This window comes from Haloferax mucosum ATCC BAA-1512 (genome assembly GCF_000337815.1).
Lineage (GTDB): Archaea > Halobacteriota > Halobacteria > Halobacteriales > Haloferacaceae > Haloferax > Haloferax mucosum.
The window spans coordinates 246,464-268,018 of record NZ_AOLN01000001.1 but is presented as its reverse complement, the minus strand read 5'-3'; the positions used below and the strand labels follow the sequence as shown (position 1 = coordinate 268,018).

19 protein-coding genes are annotated in these 21,555 nt (G+C 63.2%); 10 read left to right on the top strand and 9 right to left on the bottom strand.

What is annotated here, in order from left to right; genetic code table 11:
* Positions 1-47: 47 nt before the first annotated feature.
* Positions 48-1,844, bottom strand: coding sequence for a globin-coupled sensor protein (locus C440_RS01235; RefSeq protein ID WP_008317481.1), 1,797 nt, complete (start codon positions 1,842-1,844; stop codon positions 48-50).
* Positions 1,845-2,023: 179 nt separating this feature from the next.
* On the opposite strand from C440_RS01235, the gene C440_RS01230 reads away from it, so the two are divergent.
* From C440_RS01230 to galK, 3 genes are all read left to right on the top strand, one after another.
* The gene (locus tag C440_RS01230; RefSeq protein ID WP_008317479.1) at positions 2,024-2,659 is read left to right on the top strand and encodes a hypothetical protein; all 636 of its coding nucleotides are present in this window, start codon (positions 2,024-2,026) and stop codon (positions 2,657-2,659) included.
* Between the two features lie 90 nt (positions 2,660-2,749).
* Positions 2,750-3,319, top strand: coding sequence for an MOSC domain-containing protein (locus C440_RS01225; protein WP_049915103.1), 570 nt, complete (start codon positions 2,750-2,752; stop codon positions 3,317-3,319).
* Positions 3,316-4,509: a galactokinase gene (gene galK, locus C440_RS01220; protein ID WP_049915102.1), complete on the top strand. Its 1,194-nt coding sequence runs from the start codon at positions 3,316-3,318 to the stop codon at positions 4,507-4,509. The genes C440_RS01225 and galK overlap by 4 nt, the downstream gene beginning before the upstream one ends.
* Positions 4,510-4,539: 30 nt before the next feature.
* Here the strand turns inward: galK and C440_RS01215 are convergent, their stop codons facing one another.
* Entirely contained in the window at positions 4,540-5,499 is a 960-nt protein-coding gene (locus tag C440_RS01215) for an acetamidase/formamidase family protein (protein ID WP_008317473.1), read from the bottom strand.
* 158 nt (positions 5,500-5,657) lie between these two features.
* On the opposite strand from C440_RS01215, the gene C440_RS01210 reads away from it, so the two are divergent.
* Complete coding sequence (locus C440_RS01210; RefSeq protein WP_008317471.1) at positions 5,658-6,791, top strand: citrate synthase/methylcitrate synthase; 1,134 nt, start codon at positions 5,658-5,660, stop codon at positions 6,789-6,791.
* A gap of 115 nt (positions 6,792-6,906) precedes the next feature.
* Here the strand turns inward: C440_RS01210 and C440_RS01205 are convergent, their stop codons facing one another.
* Positions 6,907-8,145: a mandelate racemase/muconate lactonizing enzyme family protein gene (locus C440_RS01205; protein ID WP_008317469.1), complete on the bottom strand. Its 1,239-nt coding sequence runs from the start codon at positions 8,143-8,145 to the stop codon at positions 6,907-6,909.
* A gap of 472 nt (positions 8,146-8,617) precedes the next feature.
* On the opposite strand from C440_RS01205, the gene C440_RS01200 reads away from it, so the two are divergent.
* From C440_RS01200 to C440_RS01190, 3 genes are read left to right on the top strand one after another with little or no spacing between them, the layout of a single operon-like run.
* On the top strand, positions 8,618-9,763 hold the full coding sequence (locus C440_RS01200) for a SipW-dependent-type signal peptide-containing protein (RefSeq protein WP_008317466.1): 1,146 nt from the start codon (positions 8,618-8,620) through the stop codon (positions 9,761-9,763).
* A gap of 56 nt (positions 9,764-9,819) precedes the next feature.
* Positions 9,820-10,368 (top strand): signal peptidase I, encoded by a 549-nt coding sequence (locus C440_RS01195; protein WP_008317465.1) that lies wholly within the window; start codon positions 9,820-9,822, stop codon positions 10,366-10,368.
* Positions 10,365-11,075 carry a hypothetical protein gene (locus tag C440_RS01190; RefSeq protein ID WP_008317462.1) on the top strand — a complete coding sequence of 237 codons (711 nt, stop codon included), beginning with the start codon at positions 10,365-10,367 and terminating at the stop codon, positions 11,073-11,075. Before C440_RS01195 ends, C440_RS01190 begins: the two co-directional genes overlap by 4 nt.
* 56 nt (positions 11,076-11,131) lie before the next feature.
* On the opposite strand, the gene C440_RS01185 is transcribed toward C440_RS01190, so the two are convergent.
* The gene (locus C440_RS01185) at positions 11,132-11,578 is read right to left on the bottom strand and encodes a luciferase domain-containing protein (RefSeq protein WP_008317458.1); all 447 of its coding nucleotides are present in this window, start codon (positions 11,576-11,578) and stop codon (positions 11,132-11,134) included.
* Positions 11,579-12,012: 434 nt separating this feature from the next.
* Between C440_RS01185 and C440_RS17470 the strand changes: the two genes are divergently transcribed.
* A complete protein-coding gene (locus tag C440_RS17470; protein ID WP_008317454.1) occupies positions 12,013-12,456 on the top strand; it encodes a hypothetical protein in 444 nt (147 codons plus the stop codon).
* Positions 12,457-12,709: 253 nt separating this feature from the next.
* Here the strand turns inward: C440_RS17470 and C440_RS01175 are convergent, their stop codons facing one another.
* The gene (locus C440_RS01175; protein ID WP_008317452.1) at positions 12,710-13,930 is read right to left on the bottom strand and encodes an HAD family hydrolase; all 1,221 of its coding nucleotides are present in this window, start codon (positions 13,928-13,930) and stop codon (positions 12,710-12,712) included.
* Between the two features lie 130 nt (positions 13,931-14,060).
* Between C440_RS01175 and C440_RS01170 the strand changes: the two genes are divergently transcribed.
* Positions 14,061-14,513 (top strand): DUF5799 family protein, encoded by a 453-nt coding sequence (locus C440_RS01170; protein WP_008317449.1) that lies wholly within the window; start codon positions 14,061-14,063, stop codon positions 14,511-14,513.
* A 33-nt stretch (positions 14,514-14,546) separates the two neighbouring features.
* Here the strand turns inward: C440_RS01170 and C440_RS17610 are convergent, their stop codons facing one another.
* Positions 14,547-14,696, bottom strand: a complete 150-nt coding sequence (locus C440_RS17610) for a DUF7557 family protein (protein WP_008317448.1) — start codon at positions 14,694-14,696, stop codon at positions 14,547-14,549.
* Positions 14,697-14,918: 222 nt separating this feature from the next.
* Between C440_RS17610 and C440_RS01165 the strand changes: the two genes are divergently transcribed.
* On the top strand, positions 14,919-18,071 hold the full coding sequence (locus C440_RS01165; protein WP_008317447.1) for a PAS domain-containing protein: 3,153 nt from the start codon (positions 14,919-14,921) through the stop codon (positions 18,069-18,071).
* Between the two features lie 71 nt (positions 18,072-18,142).
* Here the strand turns inward: C440_RS01165 and fba are convergent, their stop codons facing one another.
* The 3 genes from fba to ptsP form a co-directional block, all read right to left on the bottom strand.
* Complete coding sequence (gene fba / locus C440_RS01160; RefSeq protein ID WP_008317445.1) at positions 18,143-19,153, bottom strand: class II fructose-bisphosphate aldolase; 1,011 nt, start codon at positions 19,151-19,153, stop codon at positions 18,143-18,145.
* A 200-nt stretch (positions 19,154-19,353) separates the two neighbouring features.
* Positions 19,354-19,860, bottom strand: a complete 507-nt coding sequence (locus C440_RS01155) for a PTS fructose transporter subunit IIB (RefSeq protein WP_008317444.1) — start codon at positions 19,858-19,860, stop codon at positions 19,354-19,356.
* Positions 19,857-21,554 carry a phosphoenolpyruvate--protein phosphotransferase gene (ptsP, locus tag C440_RS01150; RefSeq protein ID WP_008317442.1) on the bottom strand — a complete coding sequence of 566 codons (1,698 nt, stop codon included), beginning with the start codon at positions 21,552-21,554 and terminating at the stop codon, positions 19,857-19,859. The genes C440_RS01155 and ptsP overlap by 4 nt, the downstream gene beginning before the upstream one ends.
* Position 21,555: the final 1 nt, after the last annotated feature.

The window sequence follows — 21,555 nt, the reverse complement described above, 5'->3', positions numbered from 1 at the left end:
GGCGTTACTGTGGCGTTCAACCGCGTTACTGCGGTGTTTCGCTGGCGTTACTGTGGCGTTCCGCCGTCGTTGCTGAGATTCGGGTCCGGCGAGTCGTCGTAGTCGGTGTCGTCAAGGACGCTAGCCGGCGGGCCGTCGATATCGCCCGGAAGTCCACTGCTGGACTGCGATGCTGGCCGGTCTCCACCGTCGTCGAGTTGCGACTCCTGTCGGTCGTCGCCGCCGAGTCGCATCGCGGCATCGCGGATTGCGAGGACCTGTTGGGTTTGCGAGCGGGTCGCGTCGGCAATTTCCGCGATTTTCGCTGAGACGGCGTCCGCACGCGCGTTCGCGTCATCGACCATATCGGCGATTTGTTCGGCGCTCTCGGCTTGGTCGTCGGTCGCGGACGCGACTTCGCTGACGCCGACGGTCGCCTGTTCGACCGCCGAGGAGATGTCCGAGAGACTCCGCATCACGTCTTCGCCGCGGTCGATACCGTCGTAGAGGCGGTCGGTCGTCTGCGAGAGGCTGTCGATGGTGTCCTGTGCGTCTTCTTGGATGTTGTCTACAGTTGTCTCGACTTCCGTCGCACGCGCCTGTGACTCTTCGGCGAGGTTCTTCACCTCGTTTGCGACGACGGCGAATCCCTCACCCGCCTCGCCCGCGCGGGCCGCCTCGATAGAGGCGTTGAGCGCGAGCAGATTCGTCTGTTCGGCGATATCGTTGATGGCGTCGAGTACTTCGTCGATTTCCTCGATTTGGTCGTGGAGGCGTTGGACGTCGCTCGACGCGGTTTCGGCGGCTTCACTGACGTCGCGCATCACGTCGATGGCTTCGTCGGCCGCATCCTCGCCTTCGGCGGCGCGGTCTGCGGCGTCCGCGCTGGTGCGTTCGACTTCCTCGGCCGTCGCCGCGATTTCCTCGACTGTCGCGCTCATATCCGAGACTTCCGCCGCAACCGTGGCCATGTCCTCAGCCTGTTCTTCGGCGGTCGCTTCGATGTCGGTGGTCCGGTTGGTGACCTGTTCGGAGGTCGAAAGCAACTCCTCTACCGGTTCGCTCACGTCGGCTTCGACCTCGGCGGCGAGTTGCCGACGACGCGCCGCGGCGGTCCGCGCGGCCTCGCTGTGCGAGTGGATGTACGTGTCCATCGCAACCTGTTGGTCGAGAGAAAGCAGTTTCAACACCGGAAGGAGTCGCTCGACGAGCGCATCGACCGCGGCATCGACCTGATTCCCATCGCCCCCGCCGCGAGCGAGGCTATCGCGGTCGCCGCCGTCACCGAGTCCGGACAACAACCCACGCAAAAGCCCGTCAGCCCGAGTTCCGTCGTCGTCGCCAGCCCCGGATTCGGCTCCAGATGTCGCGTCAGTGGCGGTGTCAGTATCGGACCCGCCGAACTCTGCTTTCACGTCGGACGCGATTGCTTCGGTTATCCCCTCGTAGTACACCGAATACGCGCCGAGGTAGAACTTCGGCCCGAGGTCTATCAAATCGTGTATCTTCCCGATTCGCGCCCGCGTTGCGAAGTAGTCGGCGTCGTACTCGCCGGAGGCCAGTTGTCGAAGGTAGGCCGCTTGGTCCGCCTGTAGCCGCTCCATCGTCTTCGTCGAGCGGCCGAAAAACGCCGTGGCCTCCGCGTGCTCGCCGAGATGGTCGTAGAAGTTGGCGGCGAAGTCGTCTGCAAACTCATCGAAAAGCGGCTGAAGCTCGCTGACACGCCGCTCGTCCGCCGCAGAGAGACGGACGAACGACTTCCGCCACTCGATTTCTGCGTCATCGATATCTAATTGAGAAAGGAGGGCCTGTCCATCGACGCGTCTTCTCACGTCGGCAGTGACCTGTTCCGAGGGGTCGGTCATAACTGGTCTCACCAGCCAGCCGTATTTCAACCCTCCCCACGCGGTATCACTATTGATAGCACCGTAGGACCGTCAGTGTCGTCGGAAAGTCGCTATCTGTGAGTCCGGACTCCGGTTGTCGGGTACGGAAAAGGTTACCGAGGCTAACGTTCACATCGACGGCCGCCCAGTGAACACCCATGAACGCCGAAACGTTCCGCGACTCCATCGAGACGGCGAAGCAAACAGAACTCGACCGACTCGGTTCCTCGAAGCTCCTGTTGGCCCTCACCGAGGCGGACCTCTCCGAGCCGGCGGTGCTTCGCGCCGCCGCCTTCTCGGAACACGCGGCCTGCGAGACGTTCCGCACGTGGGCGGAAAGTGAGACCGACGAGCGGGCGAAGACGGCCTTCGAAACCACCGCAGAACAGGAAGCGACGCACCTCGACCGCGTGCTCGACGCGCTCGACGACGACATCGACCTGCCCGACGAACCCGGCCCGATGCACGCCTATCTCCGCGGACGCGACGACACTATCGAACGAATTGCCGCCGGGATGGTCGGCCGCGGTCTCGTCTCACTTCGGACGCACACACAGGTTATCGGCTTTTTCATCAACGAAGCCGACAGGCAGGGCGCAGACCTGTTTCGAGAGCTGAAATCGGAAACCGAAGACACCCTCGACACCGGTCTCGACCTGCTGGACGAACTGTGCGAGAGCGACGACGACTGGGAGCGCGCGAAGATGGTCGCCGAATACGTCGTCCAAATCGCCTACGACGACTACGCGGACGGGCTTGCCAACCTCGGCGTCGACCCGAAACCGCTCTGCTGACTGCCCGCAGACGACGTCGTTGGTGGTGGGAAGAGACCAGTAGGTCGCTCCGTCCGAACCTATTCGGTTCTTCATGTGCTAGCCAGAGGCATGAAACGTGAGATGCACGGATGCGTGGACGGACTCTACACCGCTCCGTCGAGCGGCGAGGCGATGGTGTCCCACGAGACCGTCGCGGTCAGAGACGGCGGTATCGAGGGCGACCGCTACTTCGACGGCAACGGGTACTACTCGGCGACCGATGGCTGTCAGGTGACGCTCGTCGATGCCGCAGTACTGGACGAGGCCGAGCGCGAGTTCGACCTCGACCTCTCCGGGGGACGACACCGCCGAAACGTCGTCGTCCGCGGTATCGACCCGTCAGCCCTACTCGATGCGACGTTCGCGCTCGGCGAGGCCGAACTCCGCGGGACGAAGCTCAGGCCACCCTGCGCGTATCTCGCCGACCTCGTCGGCGACGACGTTGGCGCCGCGCTCCGGGAACGCCGCGGCGGTATCTGCGCCGACGTCGTGACGCCCGGTCGCGTCGCAGTCGGCGACACGCTCCGCGTGACCGAAGCGAACCCGCGCGAGATGGGGCGGGAAATCGCCGACCGGCTCGGCGGGCGCGACGCGGAAGCGGCGTCTTCGGAACCGAACCCGGAGACCGGACACGAATGACGCGGGGGCAATCGGGAGCCACCGAGCCGGTGAGACGGGCGAAATCGAGCCTGCAAGCCGTGCTCGCAACCAAATCGAGCGAGACGGAACGAGACTCATTCGTCGCGGTCGCACCCGGCCGGGTGAACCTCGTCGGTGGTCACACCGACTACAACGACGGCCTGTGTCTCCCGACGGCCGTTGACCGACACGTCGCGGTCGCGGCCCGCCCCCGCGACGACGACCTGCTTCGCGTCCATGCGACCGACTTCGACGAGACGGCGACAATCGGACCCGACGACGCGCCGGACGGGTGGGCCGCCTACGTCGCCGCCGTCGCTCGCGTCCTCCGCGAACAAGTCGCGGTTCCCGGCGCGGACCTCGCTATCGCCTCCGACGTGCCGACCGGCGCGGGTCTCTCGTCGTCCGCGGCACTCGAACTCGCCACCGGTCGGGCGCTCCTCGCCGCGGCCGACGCCGACCTTCCAACGGTCGACCTCGCGCTGGCGTGCTGGCGGGCCGAACGCGAGGGTGTCGGGGTCGAATGCGGCATTCTCGACCAGTTCGCGGCCGGTCTCTGTGAACCGGATTCGGCGCTCTTTCTCGACTGTCGAACCCGCGAGTACGAACAGGTCTCGCTCGGCGGCGCGGTCGGCATACTCGTGATCGACACCGGCGTCTCCCACGAACTGGCCGATTCGGGCTACAACGACCGCGTCCGCGAGTGCCGCGAGGCGCTGTCGGCGCTTCGGGAGGCGTCCGGACGCTCCCTCGACGCACTCAGAGACGTTGACCGCGACCTGTTGGAGGCGCACGCCGACGCTCTCGATGCGGCCCACTATCGCCGCGCGCGACACGTCGCCACCGAAAATGAGCGCGTCAAACGCGCCCGCGACGCCCTCTCTGCGGGCGACTTCGAGCGAGTCGGCGAAGCGATGGTCGCGGGCCACGAGAGCCTCCGCGACGACTACGAAGTGAGTTGCTCGGAACTCGACGCCGCGGTCGAACTCGCAACCGGCACCGACGGTGTCTACGGCGCGCGAATGACCGGTGGCGGATTCGGCGGCAGTGCCGTGGCGCTGGTTGACGGGGCCGAACTCGGCCGCGTGATGGACGCGATTGACGCGCGGGCAACCGAGTGGGTCGGGGCGGACGCGCGGGTGTTCGCGTGCCGACCCAGCGGGGGCGTTCGACTGGTGGATGCCCGCTGAAATCGGCTCGTCCGGCGATAGTTGGGTGTCTCACTCGGGGAAGATGCTGTCCGGCAGGTACGCCGTGACCGTCCAGTTGGGCGCGCCGACGACCTCGCTTATTTTGAGACTCAGCGCCGCGGAACAGAGGATGTAGGCCTCGCCGCGGGTCAGGTCGCGCTCGGCTTCGAGGTGCGAAATCATGTGGCTGACCGCCCGCTTCATCGCCGTCATCAGGCTGTCGGCGATGCCTGTCGTCCCGTAGGCCGGGTCCGCCGGGTTGGTGTGCGTCGTCGAACCCGACGTTTCCAACTCGGGTTGCGCGATGGACTTGTCTTTCAGTACGTCGAACCGCGCCGTGACGAACATCGGCGCTTCGATACCGGTGACACAGACTTCGCCGTCACCCTGTGCCGCGTGGCAATCACCGGTCGAAAACAACGCCCCCGCGACCTCGACGGGGAGATACAGCGTCGAACCCGCTGTGAGATACGTCAAGTCCATGTTGCCGCCGGTGTCGCGCGGCGGGAGCGTGTTGTGTGCACCGGGCGTCTTCGGAGCCACGCCGCCGATACCGGGAAACAGGTTCAGCGGAACCTCGATGTCGTTTACGAAGTGCGCAACGTCGTCGCCGAGGTCCCAAACGTATAGCCCGCCGTCTTCGAACTCCTCGGGAAGCAGGCCGTAGCCCATCTCGCCCGGCATGTACCCCGTATAGCCCCAACCTTTGTGCTCGAAGTCGAGGAACTCGACGGCGAGCACGTCCCCCGGTTCGGCACCGTCGATAGCGACCGGGCCGGTGAGCGGGTGCACCGGGTCGAAACTGACGTTCTCGAAATCGTCGGCCGTCGAGTCCGGCGTGAGTTGCCCGTCGAGGGCGTCTCGACACTCGAATCGGACGACTTCCCCGGGTTCGACGGTGAGGACCGGTTCGATGCTGTTGTCCCACTTGTGATGAATGTTCTCGTCGTCGTCACTCAGTTCGTACTCGACGCGATAGTTGTTCGACATGCGCTAGCATATGTCGTTGCGACGTAACAAAACTAACTAGGCGGCGAGCGGCGCGTTCTTTCCCGTCTCAGTTTCGGACGGCCGACTGTCGGCGACTCACGACAGAACGGACTTCGATACGTCGATTGACATACATAGCAGTAGTGTTAGATAGTGACATGGACGAAGTCGAACTCAATCGCGGGTTAGCGGGTGTGCTCGTCGCGGAGACGAAACTGAGCTTCATCGACGGCGAGGAGGGAGAACTCATCATCGGCGGCTTCCCGCTCGCCGAACTGGCGGCCAACGCGACCTACGAGGAGAGCGTCTTCTTGCTGTTGAACGATAGACTGCCGACAGCGGCCGAACTCGACGAGTTCCGCGCCGACCTCGCGGCGCGACGCGACATCGGCGACGAGGTTCGGGCCGTGCTCCGGCGCGCCGCAACCGAGCGCAAGCCGCCGATGGACGCCCTCCGAATGGGCGTCGCGGCCGCGACGCTCGGAACCGACGACCAGTCGAACGAGACCGCGGCGCGGCGGGTCGTGGCCGTCCTCCCGACACTCGTCGCAACGTACTGGCGCTACCGAGCGGGCGACGAACCGGTTGCACCCCGCGCGGACCTCGGCCACGCCGCGAACTATCATTACATGCTGAACGGCGAGGAGCCGACCGACGCCGAAGTTCGCGGCCTCGAAACGTACCTCAACACCGTCATCGACCACGGCCTGAACGCCTCGACGTTCACTGCCCGCGTCGTCGTCTCGACTGAATCGGATGTCGTGTCCGCGGCGACCGCCGCCGTCGGGACGCTCAAAGGACCGCTTCACGGCGGCGCGCCCGGTCCCGTCCTCGACATGCTTCGGGAGGTCGCCGACGGGGACGACCCGCGAGCGTACGTCCAAGCGAAACTCGACGCCGGCGAGCGCCTGATGGGCTTCGGCCACCGCGTCTACCGCGTCCGCGACCCCCGCGCGGCGGTGCTCTCGGCGGCCGCCAAGAGCTTCTACGAGGACAGCGGTGATACCGAGTTTTTCGACACCGTCCAAACGTTCGAAGACGTTGCGGTCGAGCTACTCGCCGAGCACAAACCGGGACGCCGACTCGAAACGAACGTCGAGTTCTACACCGCCGCGCTCCTCCACGGCGTCGGCATCCCGAAAGACCTCTTTACGACGACGTTCGCCGTCGCCCGCGTCGGCGGCTGGATAGCGCACTGTCTCGAACAACTCGCCGACAATCGCATCATTCGGCCCCGGAGTCAGTACGTCGGTGAGAAGGGGCGGACGTGGGTGCCGGTCGAAGAGCGGTAAGGCGGCGCAGTCGCTGTGTGGTCTTCGTTTGGGAAGAAAAACCGCAGGAGAACGCTCTCGGCTTACGCTTCGTCGAACAGAGCGAATCGGAGATTCGCTGGCTCGCCGAGTCGCTTCACTCCTCGTCGAACAACGTGTCGCCTTCGACCATGTGCGCTTCGACGGCGTCCATATCGAGCGTCAGGCCGAGACCCGGCTCTTCCGGAATCTCGATGTAGCCGTCTTCGATGACGGTCTCTTCGACGAGGTTCTCCCACCAGCCGAGTTCGTAGGAGTGGTATTCGACGGCCAGCGAGTTCGGAATCGCCGTGCCGACGTGCGCGGAGGCCATCGTCGCAACCGGCGACGAGACGTTGTGCATAGCGACCGGAACGTAGTACTGGTTCGCCACGTCCGCAATCTTCTGTGTCTCGCGCATGCCGCCGACCTTGGGCATGTCGGGGGCGACGATATCGACCGCCTGATTCTGGATGAGACGGCGGAGTTCGGTCACGCGGTAGCGATTTTCGCCGACCGTAATGGGGGTAAGGGTGGACTTCGTGACTTCCTCTTGGACTTCGAGGTTCTCCGGCGGGACGGGGTCTTCGAGCCACCAGACGTCGTAGTCCTCGATAGCGGCGGCGAGGCGCTTCGCACTGCCGCCCGAGAAGGTCCAGTGGCAGTCGAACGCGACGTCTGCGCGGTCTTTCACGCGCTCGGTGACGGCTTCGACGATTTCGGCTTTGTGTCGAATCTCGCCAGGACGGAGATGTCGGTTGGCGCGGTCCTTTTCGAGTCCGGACGGCACGTCGAGGTCGAACTTCAGGGCGTCGTAACCGAGTTCCTCGACGACGCGTTCTGCCTCGTCGGCGCAGGCTTCGGGGTCGGCCTCGTCGGCCGTGTGGCAGTCACAGTAGACGCGAACCTTGTCGCGGTACTTGCCGCCGAGCAGTTGGTAGGCCGGGATTTCGAGAATCTTGCCCGCGAGGTCGTGCAGGGCGATTTCGATGCCGGAGATGGCGGTGACGGTGACGCCCTCGACGGAGCCTTCGCCGGACATCTTTTGCACGAGGTGCTCGTACAGCCGGTCGATGTCGAGCGGGTTCTCGCCCACGATGAAGGGCTTCATGCGCTCGATGAGTTCCGGAACGCCAGCGCCCCAGTAGGCCTCACCGGTGCCGACGATACCGGCGTCGGTGTAGATGCGGACAAGTGTCCACGGGAAGTTCCCGTCCACCATCGTCGTCTGTACGTCCGTGATTTCCACGTCTCGGCCGCCACCGCGCTTTGCGGTCACGCCCATCGTCTCCGCGGAAAGCTCCCGCATCGTGTACTCCGCGTTCGGGTCGTGAAGGTCCGCGTAGTTCTTACCCATGCGAAGTAGTTTACTCGAACATTAGTAAAGTTTTCCCGACCCGTGCGACGGGTGACGAATCGGACGGCGAGCGAAGACTGCCGGATGGACGTGTGATGCGCGGGCGGGTGTTCGGTGCACGGGCGGGTGTTCGGTGCACGGGCGGGTGTTCGGTTCGAGGAGGAGCGTATGGCGCGAGAGATAGAGAGAACACGGGACACACGGGAGAGAACCCGCAGTCGTCCGATAGAGAGCGCAAAACTCTCGAGGAGACTCCCTTTCGGACGGCTGTGGGCCGTTAGTAAACGGATACCACCTTCGAATCTCACGCGAGCCGTGACGACACGGTCACTGACGATTCGGTCGTGTTACTGGTTTTCAGTGGTTTAGGAGCCTCTTACCACCGTCTTCGGCTCAGGCAGGTATATCGGATAGTGTGAAATTCCGGTAGCCGACAGATAACGAAGGGATTCACGGTCGAACTGATTCGTGAATGACGGACGACAATACAATCGAACTGTCGCGTCGGAAGGTCCTCGGTGGACTCGCCCTCATCGGCGTCGCATCCGCGACCGCAGGTGCAGGAACGATTGCCGCACTGAACGATACCGAAAACAGCAACGGAAACCAGATATACGCGGGTCGGATGGACCTCCGAATCGACGGCGGGGATTCGAGCGTCACCCTCATCGACACGGGAAGTAACTCCATCGTCCCCGGTGACAGCGGAATCGGTTGCGTGACGCTAACGAACTCGAATGGGAGCAACGTCGCAGGAGCGGTTGACGTTCGCATCACTCGCGTCGCGGACAGCGAAAACGGCCGCGAAGAGATGGAAAAAGAGGCGGGAGACACGACCGGAGCGGGCGAACTCGGCGAACACCTGCTCGTTCGGATGTACTTCGAAGACGGGTCGGGCAACCGAACCTACCTCGGCGACGACCAATACCGAAAGGCCACCAACCGCCTGCAATCGGGGAAGACGTTCAACACCCACTACCCGCTCGACGTGAGCGGGGAAGTCGATTTCTGCCTCGACTGGAAGCTCCCTTCGTCCGCGCCGCCGACGATTCAGACCGATAGCTTCGAAGTCGATTTCGCCTTCGACATGATGCAGGCGGTGCTCGGAGACGTTATCGACGGCCAGTCCGGGTTCGCGTTCACGACGAGCGGGAAATACACGGGCTACCCGGTCTGGAACGGGTCGGAGACGTTCAAGGGCAAGATGATTCGCGGCGACACCGCCGACAGCACGGCCGAGTCCGTCCAAGTCGATGGGACCGGCGCGTACCGGACGTGGGACATCGATGGCTCGCCCGCCGGCTTCGCATTCGAGACCGACGGCGACACCGCGTCGCTCGACGTTGACGGGACCGGAACCGGCGTCATCGACGTGGCCGACACGACGAGCGGCGTCATCGCCTTGGTTCTCAAGAGCGGCGACGTCACCGTCGAGAACCTCGCAATCGACGGTATCCCCGTCGCCCCCGGGTCGCTGTCCATCGACAGCGGCGGTGAGACCCTCGGCATCCAACTCGACGTTGGGTCGTTCGACAGCGGCGTGACCGTCACCGGCGACATCACGCTCGGAAGCACCGACCTCGCCGACGAGACAGGCGTCGAAATCCTCGTCCAATAATACCGGCTGACGGCGGCGTCACCCGCCTTCGGCGAATCAAATCAACAACGAAACATATGCACTCATCCGTCTCACGCTCGCTTCGGGCCGTTGGCGTGCTGGCCATCGTCGTCGCCGTCGCCGCCGCGGCCGTTTACGCGGTTCCCGCACTCGTCGGTGCCGAACACAGCTACGTCGTCCTCACGGGTAGTATGGAACCCAGTATCGGTGCTGGAGACGTCGTCATCCTCGACGAGCGACCGACCGACACAATCGCCGAAGGCGACGTCATCACCTTCGCCCCCGGCGGCTACGGGTCGAAAAGCGACGTGCGCGTGACGCACCGCGTCGTCGAGGTACACGAGCGCACGGACGGCCTGTACTTCGAGACGAAAGGCGACGCCAACGAGGACCCAGACCCCGGCCTAGTCCGTGCGGACCGCGTCGTCGGCGTCGTCATGTTCCATATCCCGTGGTTCGGCTACGTCGTCTCCTTCGCTGGCACGCCGCTCGGGAAATTCTCATTAATCATCGTTCCTGCCGGGTTGCTCGCAGTCACCGAACTCCACGCACTGGTCCGGGGAGACCGAAACGAAAGGAGGGAGAACGAAGGTGGAGACGCGTGAAGCGTGGCGAACTCGGGAATGCGCTCGTCGGCGTGCTCGTCTTCGGACTGCTGGTTGGCTCGACCGGCGCGTACACGTACGGTGCGTTGACCGACTCTGAGACCGCGAGCGCCGCCTTCGGTGTTGGCGTTTTTACGCCACCCGACGTGTCGAACATCCCCGAGGGTCCGAACGAGACCGAGTCCGAGACCACTGCAACGACGGCCCCGACGCCCGCCGCGAACTGGACGACGATAGATTCGAACGAGACGACACCAGCGAATCAGACCGTACCGGCGGAGAACCAGACAGCACCGGCGGAGAACCAGACGATGCCGGAAACGCCTGAACCCCCCGCCTCACCCGACTCGCCGGAACCGTCCGAAACACCGGAAACGCCCCAGACTGCGGCGAACGAAACGGAGACTGAGGGCCCGAAGACGAACGAAATGGGGACCGAATCAAGGGAGCCGGAGAACACGACCGAGACGCAGACGCCGACAGCGAATCCCGACGACGCGGCGTCTGAACCCCCAGAGACGCCGGACGATGCGGACGATGAATCGGCCGACGGGGAGATTTGTACGCCCAGTGAGACGCCTACTGCGACACCCGCTGAGACCCCTTCGGACTCGCTGACCGACACGCCGCCTGAATCGCCAGCCGAAACGCCGTCTGAAAGCACCGGAGGGACGACAGCCGAGACGGAGACGACGAAATCAGCGTAGCGCGTCGGACTGCTCAGGGCGACGACGGGCCGAACGGGACACAATGTTCACCGCTACTAGGCCGGTTCGCGGCGCTGGATGACGTCCCTGAACGTGGTTCGAACGATACCGTCGAGTTCGAACGAGAGGTCGAGTCTGTCGAGTTCGGCTTCGATGTCGCACGTCTGTTCGAAGTCGATACCGCGGCGGCGGAGCGCGAGAAGCCGCCAGAGGTACGCGAGTCTGAGGAGTCGCATCGCGCCGGGAACGTCAACCTCGCTCCGGACGCGGTAGGTCACCCACGCCGAATCCGGCAGGACGTGGTGTGGGTCTGCGAGACCGTCGGTGAGAAGCGAATCCCGAATCGATTTGGTGATGGCGAGGTCAACCACGCCAGCGTCGTGGACGTGGCCGATTTCCTTGCCTGCGACGCGGAATTCGGTCCCGCCGAAGCGGTGCGGTGCGGTCTCGACGCCGGGCCATCTGGCGACCCTCGAAACGATTCGGTCTATCGAGGCAGTCATACCGGAACTACGCGGTCAGTCCGCATAAAGAGCGTTTACGACGATGTTGCCGTCGAAGCCCGACCAATCGTCGGAGAGACCCGAACTCGTGACACGGTAGTGGTTTCTCGTCGCCGAGATACCCGATACATACCAGCGTTCGTGACTATCTGTAAGAAAAGAGAATATTCGAAACGGGGACACTCATCCCCGGCAGGTATTCACTGATTAAGACGAGTTAAGACACCATATTTTCGCAGACTGCGACGCATTCGACTGCCTGCAAAGACCGGCCGCCGGCGAAGCCAACTCTCCCGGACGAGTCGTGCGCCTGTCCGAGAGTAGATAATTCGTAACGAAACCCCTCGAAGACGAATACCGAGTTGAATCATGTCTTCGACTGCCACCGCTAAAGCACTCCATCGAACATCCATCGACGCTCGGGGGGCGTGGCGATGAACATCAGTCCGTTCGGCGTCGGGGTCGTCGTATTGATCGTCGTCGTGTTCGCGTTGCTCTCCGGCGGCGTGAACACGTCCGACGCCCCGGCCCCGACGAACGAAGCCGACGCCGCTATCGGCTCGAACGCGGCCGACCCCGCCGGGAACACCGCGGACGACGCCGACAACTCGGCCGGTGTCACCGCCGCCGACGACGATGACGACGCGGGCGCGGACGGTGATACCGCTGACACCGACACCAAAGTCACACAAGGGACGTTCACGGTCGTCTCAGCGCCGGTGAGCGACGAGGAAGAGTCGGAAAAGAAGTCATCGAAGAACAAGAAGAAAAAGAAGAACCGAAACTCGAACGACGACGAGTCGAACACTGACGACAAGACGGCCGGTGACAGCACAGCTGACGACTCGTCTGGCGAAGGTGAGATGTGTACGGTGTGACCGAACGCGGAGAGTACTGATTGACTCGGCATCTCCTTCCACATCGATGTCGTCTCGCCTGTCGGTATCACCCCGTCTGTCGGTATCACCCCGTCTGTCGGTATCACCCCGTCTGTCGGTATCACCCCGCCTGTCGGTATCCACTCTACCTGTCGGTGTCTCCCACCCCGTCGATGTCGTCGAAGGCGGTTACGTCGAATCCGTCTCGGCGAGTCGGTGCGGGGGAGTCACTCCCGCCCGATGCCGACGAGTATCAATCGACGAGGAGATTGAGCGCGTACGCGGTCCTGAGCACCGACGCGGCGTCGCCTCGGTCGAACACCAGCCCGTCGGTCTCGCGGACGTGTTCGAGGACGCCGGGCGAGGAATGCTCGGGTGCCGCCGCGAGGCCTTGATTCTGTTCTGCGGCCCACGTCATCACGTCGAGGTCGGACTTCGAGTCGCCCATGACGAGCACGAACGGGTCGTCCACGCCGAGCACGTCGAGAGCGGCCTCGACACCCGCCGCTTTGTTCAAATCGACCGCTGACAACTCGGCGGCGTCGGCGTGGTAGTATGCGACCGTCACGCGCTCCAGCGTCGCTTCGACGTCGTCCGGGATGGTCGCGTCCATATCGGGTTTCTCGCCGCGGTCGGCGAGGACGCCCTCGATTTCCGGGTCGCGCGACGCGAAGTAGGACCGAACCCACGCCGGTCCCTCGGGGTCGTCGGTGACGGCCTCGCCGAGGAGGTCCATCATGTAGACGAGTCCGTCGTCGATGACCGTCTCGGCGTCGTCGCTCCCCGTCTCGAAGTTCGGCTTGAGCGTGACGTTGAACTCGTTGCCCTGAAGGTGGACGCACCCGCGCAGTGAGTCTGGCAGGTCACGAATCACGCGGCCGCGAACCGACTCGAAGACAGACTGGACTGAGTCGTCGAGAGCCTCGTAGAGCAGGCGTTTCGTGTCGGAGCCGTGACCCGGCGTGAACACGCCCGTCCCGGCCTCGTAGACGATGCTCACGTTGCCGGAGTGGACGAGTTCGTTACCAAGCCCCTGAATCGAGAAGCCCTTGACGTTCTCTAAGGTCTGTCCGGTACAGATGACGATGGGAACGTCAGCCTCGTGGAACTCCGTGAGGAGGTGAAGGACCTCTCGCGGGATTTCGTTGTCCGTCCGCCCCGCCGAACGGAGCGTCTCGTCCACGTCGAGCACGAGCGCGTTCACCTGTTTTTCGTACTTCGTGTAGAGGTCGAGCGCGGTGAACGCTTGGTCTCTCGTGGCGCGAGCGGCGAGTTCGGCGTAGCGGTCGCCGTCAGAGAACGCCCGCTTGATTCGGTCTTTTTTCTCGGTCAACTCGTCATCGACCGCTTGCCAGTGCGAAAGCGCCACAGAAGAACCGAGTGGTGGCAAGAGATCGACGAAGTCCTGTGCTTCCCGGACCGCGTCAGCGTCGAAGTTCCCATACAACCGATACAGGATGTCGTACCGCTCCATGACTCGGGGTCGTCACCCAATCGCATTAAAGCCGTGTGGCAGGCGAATCGTGCCGGAACACTGCGACCCGCCCTCGAAATCGTCGGACGACCCCGCAACTCTGATACTGACTGGACGACGACGTGTGCACATGGCACATTGGACCGACAGCATCGTCGGCGACCGAATGACAGTTGACCGCGAGTTCAACGACCACGTGATGAACTCCCGGTTCTCCAGTCAGGAGTGGGGTCTCATCATGACGGCGACCGAGTTCGAAATCGAAAACGCGGACGACCCCGAGACGGCGCGAATCGTCGCCGACACGGAGAAAGTCCCGCAAATCATCCCCGAACTCGACAACATCCGCAGTCAGATGGGCGCCGTGGGCGGCGGCCAACAACAGCAATCGTCGTCCGGCGGCGGCATCGTCGATTCCATCAAAGGCGCACTCGGTCTCGGCAACGGGGGTGGTGGCAAACAGGACGAACAGGAGAAACTGGAGGACGCAGAGCGTCTCACGCAGGAGTACGCCGACACCCTGCAGGAACACCTCGAAAACAACGGGAAGTGGGAACAGGTCCGAGTCAGCTACCTCGAATAGAGACGAATCCGAGACAGGGATTCGACTGCGGGGTCAGTACTCGTCGCCCGCGTGAAACATCGTCCGCTCGCTCGCCTCGTAGATATTAATCAGTTCGTTGACTAACTCGTCGTACTCCTCGTCTTCCTCCCGAAGCATGTCGAGTCTTTCGACCGTTTCGTCGTCGAGGTGAATCTGCGGCATGTGTGTTACCACGCCGTCAGATGTCTTAAACAGCGGGGCGCTCCCGTCGAAACGAGAACGTAGAACGAGGGTCGGCGGACCGATTAACAGACTCGGCTTCGAAAACAGAACCATAGACATACTTCGGTTAAGGAGACCGTAGAGCGCGTATTTCGGGAGTTCGGAACTCGAACCTGTGGGCCTCAACATATTAGTCGCTGCCAGCACATACTGTTCTGTACTGTGGATAGTCTGGATATTGGACAAGACGAGTCGGTTCGTGTCCTCTATGTCGATGCCGACAGGTCGTACGCAGAGGTGGTCCAGACGAATCTTTCCCGTCTCGATTCGGATATCGAAGTTATTTGTACGGACACTGCCGATACGGCGCTGGAGCGGATTTCGTCGCAGTCGGTCGATTGCGTGGTCACCGCAGCATCTCTCGACACCGACACCGGCCGCGGTCTCATTGCGGCAGTCCGCGAGCGCAACGAGTTTCTGCCGACGATACTGCTCAGCAAAGACCACGAGACAGGCGTCGATATCGAAGCGACGGCGAGCGGTCTCTCCGAGCACGTCGCGCTTCGGCCCGAACGAGAGAGCTTCGAATTCCTGGCGACGCGAATCGAGGCCCTCGTCGGCGCGGCCCGCGACAGACGACGGAACAGCGTGCCGACCGACAGGCTCAAGCGGACGCTCGAACGCACGACGGACGCGATTTACGCGGTGAACACCGCGTGGGAAATCGAGTACATAAACCAGAAGATGGCGGACCGTATCGGCCGTGACCCCGACGACGTTATCGGTGCCGTACTCTGGGAGGAGTTTCCGACTATCGTCGGAACCGAACTGGAAGCGCGATACCGGACTGCGATGGAGACCGGAGAGCCTGCTTCGTTCGAGCAGTATCTGGACTCGCCGTTCGACTACTGGGTCGAAGTGCGCGCGTTTCCCGACGACGACGGGCTAACGGTCTTCTCCCGCGAGATAACGGCGGAACGAGAGCGCGAACAGGAGCTCCGGCGGAGCAAGGCGATTTTGGAGAACGTCCACGACATCGTGTTCGTCCTCGACTCGTCGTTGGACGTGCAGTACGCGAACCCCTCCGCGGCGCGCGCTCGCGGCGGTCCGGTGGAGATGCGCGGGATGAATATCCTCGATATCGTCGGTGACCGCATTCCCGACGACGACCTCGAACGCTTCCGCGAGGCTGTCGACGAGACGCTCTCAGGGATAGACGGCCGAAGCGATGGCGGGCCGGCCGGGTTGTACGACTTCGACATACAGATGTCGTTCGACTCGTCGTTCGGAGGTCGGACGTTCGACGTCAGACTCACGCCGTTGTGTGAGGCGGACGAAAAACGGGTGCTCGTCGTGGGCCGCGACGTGACAGAACGCGAGGCCGCCCAGCGACAGCTCGAACGGGAGCGAGACGCACTGCAAGCGGTCCAGAAAGTGATGGGAGACGCCGGTCTCTCGACCGACGAGCGCCTGACGCGACTGCTCGAAATCGGGTGTCAAACGACCGGACTCGACATCGGCATCATCTCCGACATCGACGGGGACGACTACGTGGTTCGGGCAGTCCATCCCGCCGGTGGCGGGATTTCAGTCGGCGACGAGTTCAACCTCCAATCGACCTACTGCGAGGCGGTCGTCGCCACCGACGACGTGTGTTCGTTCGTGGACGCAATCGAGGCAGGAAAGGAGACGCACCCCGCGTATCAGGAGTTCGAGCTCCAAGCCTACATCGGCGTTCCGCTCGCCGTCGATGGCGAGCGCTACGGGACGCTGAACTTTTCGAGTCTGGAGACCCGAGAGACGCCGTTCGGAGAACTCGAACGGGCGTTCGTCGAACTCCTCGGGGAACTCGTCAGCACCGAGTTGGCGCGCGAGCGGAGTCGGACCGAACTCGAACAGACGAACCAACGCCTCGAATCGCTCATCGAAGCGGCCCCGATGGCGATTCTGGAAGTAGACGAGCACGGGGACGTACTCCTCTGGAATCACGGCGCAGAGGAGATGTTCGGCTGGTCGAGGGAAGCGGTTATCGGGCAGTTCAATCCGCTCGTTCCAGACGAGAAGACAGCGGAGTTCGAGGCGCACAGAAGACAGACGCTCGCCGGCGAGCGTATCCGCGGAAAGGAGGTCAAACGGCAGACGAAACACGGCGAGGAACTCGACTTACTGCTCTCGACGGCCGCGATAGGCAGTCCGGACGGAGATACCGACCACATCATCGCCGTTCTCGAAGACATCACGCCGCAGAAACGAATCGAGCGCAGTCTCCGTGAACTACAACGGACCGCACAGCGACTCACCGTCGCAGAATCGACCGAGGAAGTCGGGGAAATCGTCGTCGAGGCGGCGGTCGATGTGCTCGGTCTCAAAGTCACGACCATCTGGGAGTACGATACCGAAGAAGACGCGCTCGTCCCGCTGAACGAGACGCGCGCGGCCCGCGAGCTATACGGAACCACGCCGACACTCACAGCCGGTGAGAGCCTCGCGTGGGAGGCGTTCGAGGCCGGGGACATCCGCATTTACGACGACGTTCGGACCCACGAAGGACGCTACAACGAGGACACAGAGATGCGAAGCGAGATTGTCGTTCCGCTCGGCCGACACGGTCTCTTGCTCACTGGTTCGACCGCCTCACGCGAGTTCACCGACCGCGATACGGACCTCTTTCGAATCCTCGCGGCCTCCGCCGAGGCCGCCATGGTGCGAGCGAAACGAGAGGCGGAACTCAGAGAGCAAAACGAGCGACTCGACAAGTTTGCAGACGTCGTCGCACACGACCTTCGAAACCCGCTCACCGTCGCCGTCGGCTTCCTCGACGTGGCTACCGAAACCGGCGACGAACAATATTTCGACAGGGTCCGGGACGCACACGAACGTATCGAGAACCTCATCGACGACCTGCTAACGCTCTCTCGCGGCGAGCGCCCGATCGACGACAGCACCGAAGTCGATATCGAACTGTTAGCGCGGCAGTCGTGGGAGTACGTCGATACCGACGACGCGACGCTCTCGATAGCCGAGTCGCTCCCGGCGGTCCGCGGGGATGCGGGCCGGTTGAAGCAACTGTTCGAGAACCTGTTTCGGAACGCAATCGAACACGGCGACGTGGACGTGAACGTAACAATCGAGGCTCTCGCGGACGGCGACGGGTTCGCCGTCGAAGACGACGGAGACGGTATCCCACCGGAGAACAGAGAGGAGGTCCTCGAACACGGCGTCTCCTACAGCAGTAACGGAACCGGCTTCGGTCTCAGTATCGTCGCCGCCATCGCCCGCGAACACGGGTGGACACTCACGGTGGGAGAAAGTACGACCGGCGGCGCTCGGTTCGAATTCAGACCCAAACAAAGCGCGTTCGACGACGCGTGTTGACGCGCGCTGAACCGGAGAGTACGACCGTCTTACCGGACCGTTCAGCGGGCTGAACGAAAATCAGTTCGCGGTTACGCTTTCGACGACAGTTGCTTGTACAGGCTTTTTCCGGCGCTTCCGGAGACCTCGGTCAGGTCGGCGTGTACATCGGCGATGCGCTCGCGGATGTCGCGGCCGACGACGCGCGGGTCGAACACGGACTTGTTCGGCGACCAGTCGGTCTCGTTGAAGAACGTGTCGCGGGCGTCTTCGACGCCTTCCGGCGGGACGATGGCGTGCGGGTCGTCGCTGTAGAGGTCGTACGCCGTCCGCGTGTACTCGTACTGATAGCGGGTGTCCTTGTTGACCTTGCAGATGCCGTGTTTGAGCATCTCTTGGAGTTGGTCGGGCTGGACGCCCGAGGAACCGTGTAGGACGAGCGGCGTGTCGAGACCGTGATCGCGGAGCGCCTGTCGGATGTCGCGGGCGAGGTCGGGACGGAGTTCGAGGTCCTTCCCCTTGGCGACGCCGTGTTGCGTGCCGACGGAGATAGCGAGCAGGTCAGCGCCCGTCCTGTCCACGAACTCGACCGCCTGTTCGGGGTCCGTGTAGAACGCCTCTTCGGCCTCGATTTCGTCTTCGACGCCCTTGATTTGGCCGAGTTCGGCTTCGATGAGCGTGTCGGAGTCAGCGGCTTCGACCATCTCGACGACCTCACGGCTCGTTTCGACGTTCTCCTCGAACGGGGCGTGCGAGGCATCGATCATGATAGACGACGGGATGTCGAGTTCGATCTGTTGCTCGATGAACTCGAGGTCCGTCTGGTGGTCCATGTTGAGGAAGACGCCGATGTCGTACTGCTCGGCGATGACCTCGATGTAGTTCCCCATGGCCTTCAGACCCGCGACAGGGTCACCGTTGCCCGCGAACTTGCAGGCCCCGCCGCTGAGTTGTAACAGAAGGTCCGAGTTCATCCGGTCGGCACCCTCCATGAGTCCCATCATGATACTCGGCTCTGCGATGTTACTTGCGATGAGACCGAATCCTTCGTCGAGCGCCTCGTCGTACACTGTGGCGAGTTCCTCCCCGCCGTAGAACGGCATTATGCGTTCACCTCGGATTCGTCAACGATTGCGAGGATAATAATCTATGGGAACTCAGTTTCGAATCTGCACGTTATTGTTTGTTCGTGTCCGAGTTAATTTTCACAACGCAGAGGTCGTCCCGGACGAGACAGACGGACAGGCAGGTAGGCGGACAGACAGACGGACAGAATAGCGGAAACTCGTCGCCGACAGCGACCCTACGAGAGCAGTCGCTTCAGGCGGGCAAACAGCCCTTTTTCGGGGTCGCCGCCGCGACGAACGGGTTCGTCAGATTCGGACGGTTCGTCCGCGTCCGAACTGCTCGCCGATGAATCAGCCGTTTCGGCGTCAGCGTCTCCAGCGTCGTCAGTGACGGCACCACCGCTGTCGCTTCCGAAAGAGACAGCGCCGGTCGCACCCGATTCGACGAGTTCGACCGCGTTCTCGATGACCGCCTCGGCGTTGTTGACACCGTCTTTGACGGTGCCTTTGAGGACGAGTTTGCCCTCGAATCGGTCGCGGTTGACCGACGTGTCCGAAGTGATGATGACCGCCTCGGCGTCGGTGATGGCGTCCGCGTCGAGTTCGTCCTGCGTCCCCATCGCGCCTTGGACTTCGACGTCGATGTCGTGGCCGAGGCGTTCTGCGGTTTGAAGGAGATTCTCAGCCGCCATCTGGCTGTGTGCGATACCGGTCGGACAGGAGGTGACTGCGACGAATTTCATTGTGTTTCTCTCAGTAGTTCCGTGACTTCTGCCTTGGTCTCGGCCTGCAACGCCTGCGATGCGAGTGTCGTTGCGTCGTCGGTGTCGGTCTCCGAAACGGCCGCTTTGACCTGCGGCACCGTGACGGCACTCATGCTCAACTCGTCGAGACCGAGACCGACGAGGAGTTCAGTGAGGTTCGGGTCGCCAGCCATCTCGCCGCACATGCCGACCCAACAGTCGGTGCCGTCGGCGGCGGAGACTGTGGCGTCGATAGCGCGGAGCACGGCCGGTTGGCGGTAGTCGCCGAGGTCGGCGACGCGCTCGTTGCCGCGCTCTGCGGCCATCACGTACTGTGCGAGGTCGTTCGTGCCGATGCTGAAGAAATCGACGTGCGGAGCGAACTGGTCGGCCATGAACGCCGCGGCGGGCGTCTCGACCATGATACCGAACTCGGGCATCGCGTGGTCGATGCCTTCCTCGGCGAGGTCGTCTGCGACCGCCTCGAACCGCTCGCGCGCCCGCTTGAGTTCATCGACCGTCGAGACGAGCGGGAGCATCACGGAGATTCTCGCGCCGTCTGCGCTCGCCGCGGCCCGGAGGAGCGCACGAATCTGCGTCTCGAAGAGAGTCGCGTCGGGACCGAGCGACCGACGGATACCGCGCTCGCCGAGGAACGGGTTTTCCTCGTCCGGCAAATCGAGGTACGGAACCGGCTTGTCGCCGCCAATATCGAGCGTTCTGACGACGACGCGGCCAGAGTCGAACGCCTCGACCGCCTCGACGTAGGCGTCGAACTGCTCGTCTTCGTTCGGAGGCGAATCGCGGTCGAGAAAGAGGAATTCGGTGCGGAACAGCCCGATACCGTCGGCCCCGCGTTCGACCGCCGGGCCGAGGTCGGACCGCGTCCCGACGTTGGCCGCGACTTCGATTTCGACGCCGTCGGTCGTGGTGACCGGGTCGGGTCGAACCGCGACGTCGTCGTCGGCCGCGACGGCGTCTTTCCGCTCGGCGTCGGGTGAAATCACAAACTCGCCGGATTCGCCGTCAACGACGACTTCTGCGCCGTCTTCGACCGAATTGAGTTCCTCGCCGATGCCGACGATTGCGGGCAGGGCGAGCGACCGTGCGAAGATGGCCGCGTGCGACGTTCTGCCGCCGGTCACCGTGGCGAATCCGGCGACGCGTTCGGGGTCGAGTTGGGCCGTGTCGCTCGGCGTGAGTCGCTCGGCGACGACGACGCTTCCCGCCGGAAGCGACGAAAGGTCAGTTCGCTCGCTGTCGGCGAGAACGCGAACGAGTCGGTCGCGGACGTCGCGGAGGTCGTCGGCGCGTTCGCCCATCCGGCCGCCCATGTTTTCGAACTGCTCGATGAACGTCGAGAAGGTCTCTTGGACGGCGTGTTCGGCCGGCAGTCCGCCATTGATTGCCTCGGTGACACCGTCGGTTATCTGCGGGTCGTTGAGAAACTGAATATGCGCGTCGAAAACCGCGGCTTCGTCTTCGCCGACCCGCTCGGCAGTCCGCGTTCGCTCCGTTCGGAGTTCTCTTTCGGCAGTGGCGCGCCCGTCTTCGAAGCGCGTACGTTCGGAACCGACGTCTACGTCTTCCGGTTCCGGCGGCTCGGGGAGGTCCGCGTCCGGGCGATACCAGACGACAGATCCGACACCCGAAAGCGGCGTGACACCGATACCGGAGAGAGTTCGCTCGGCCATG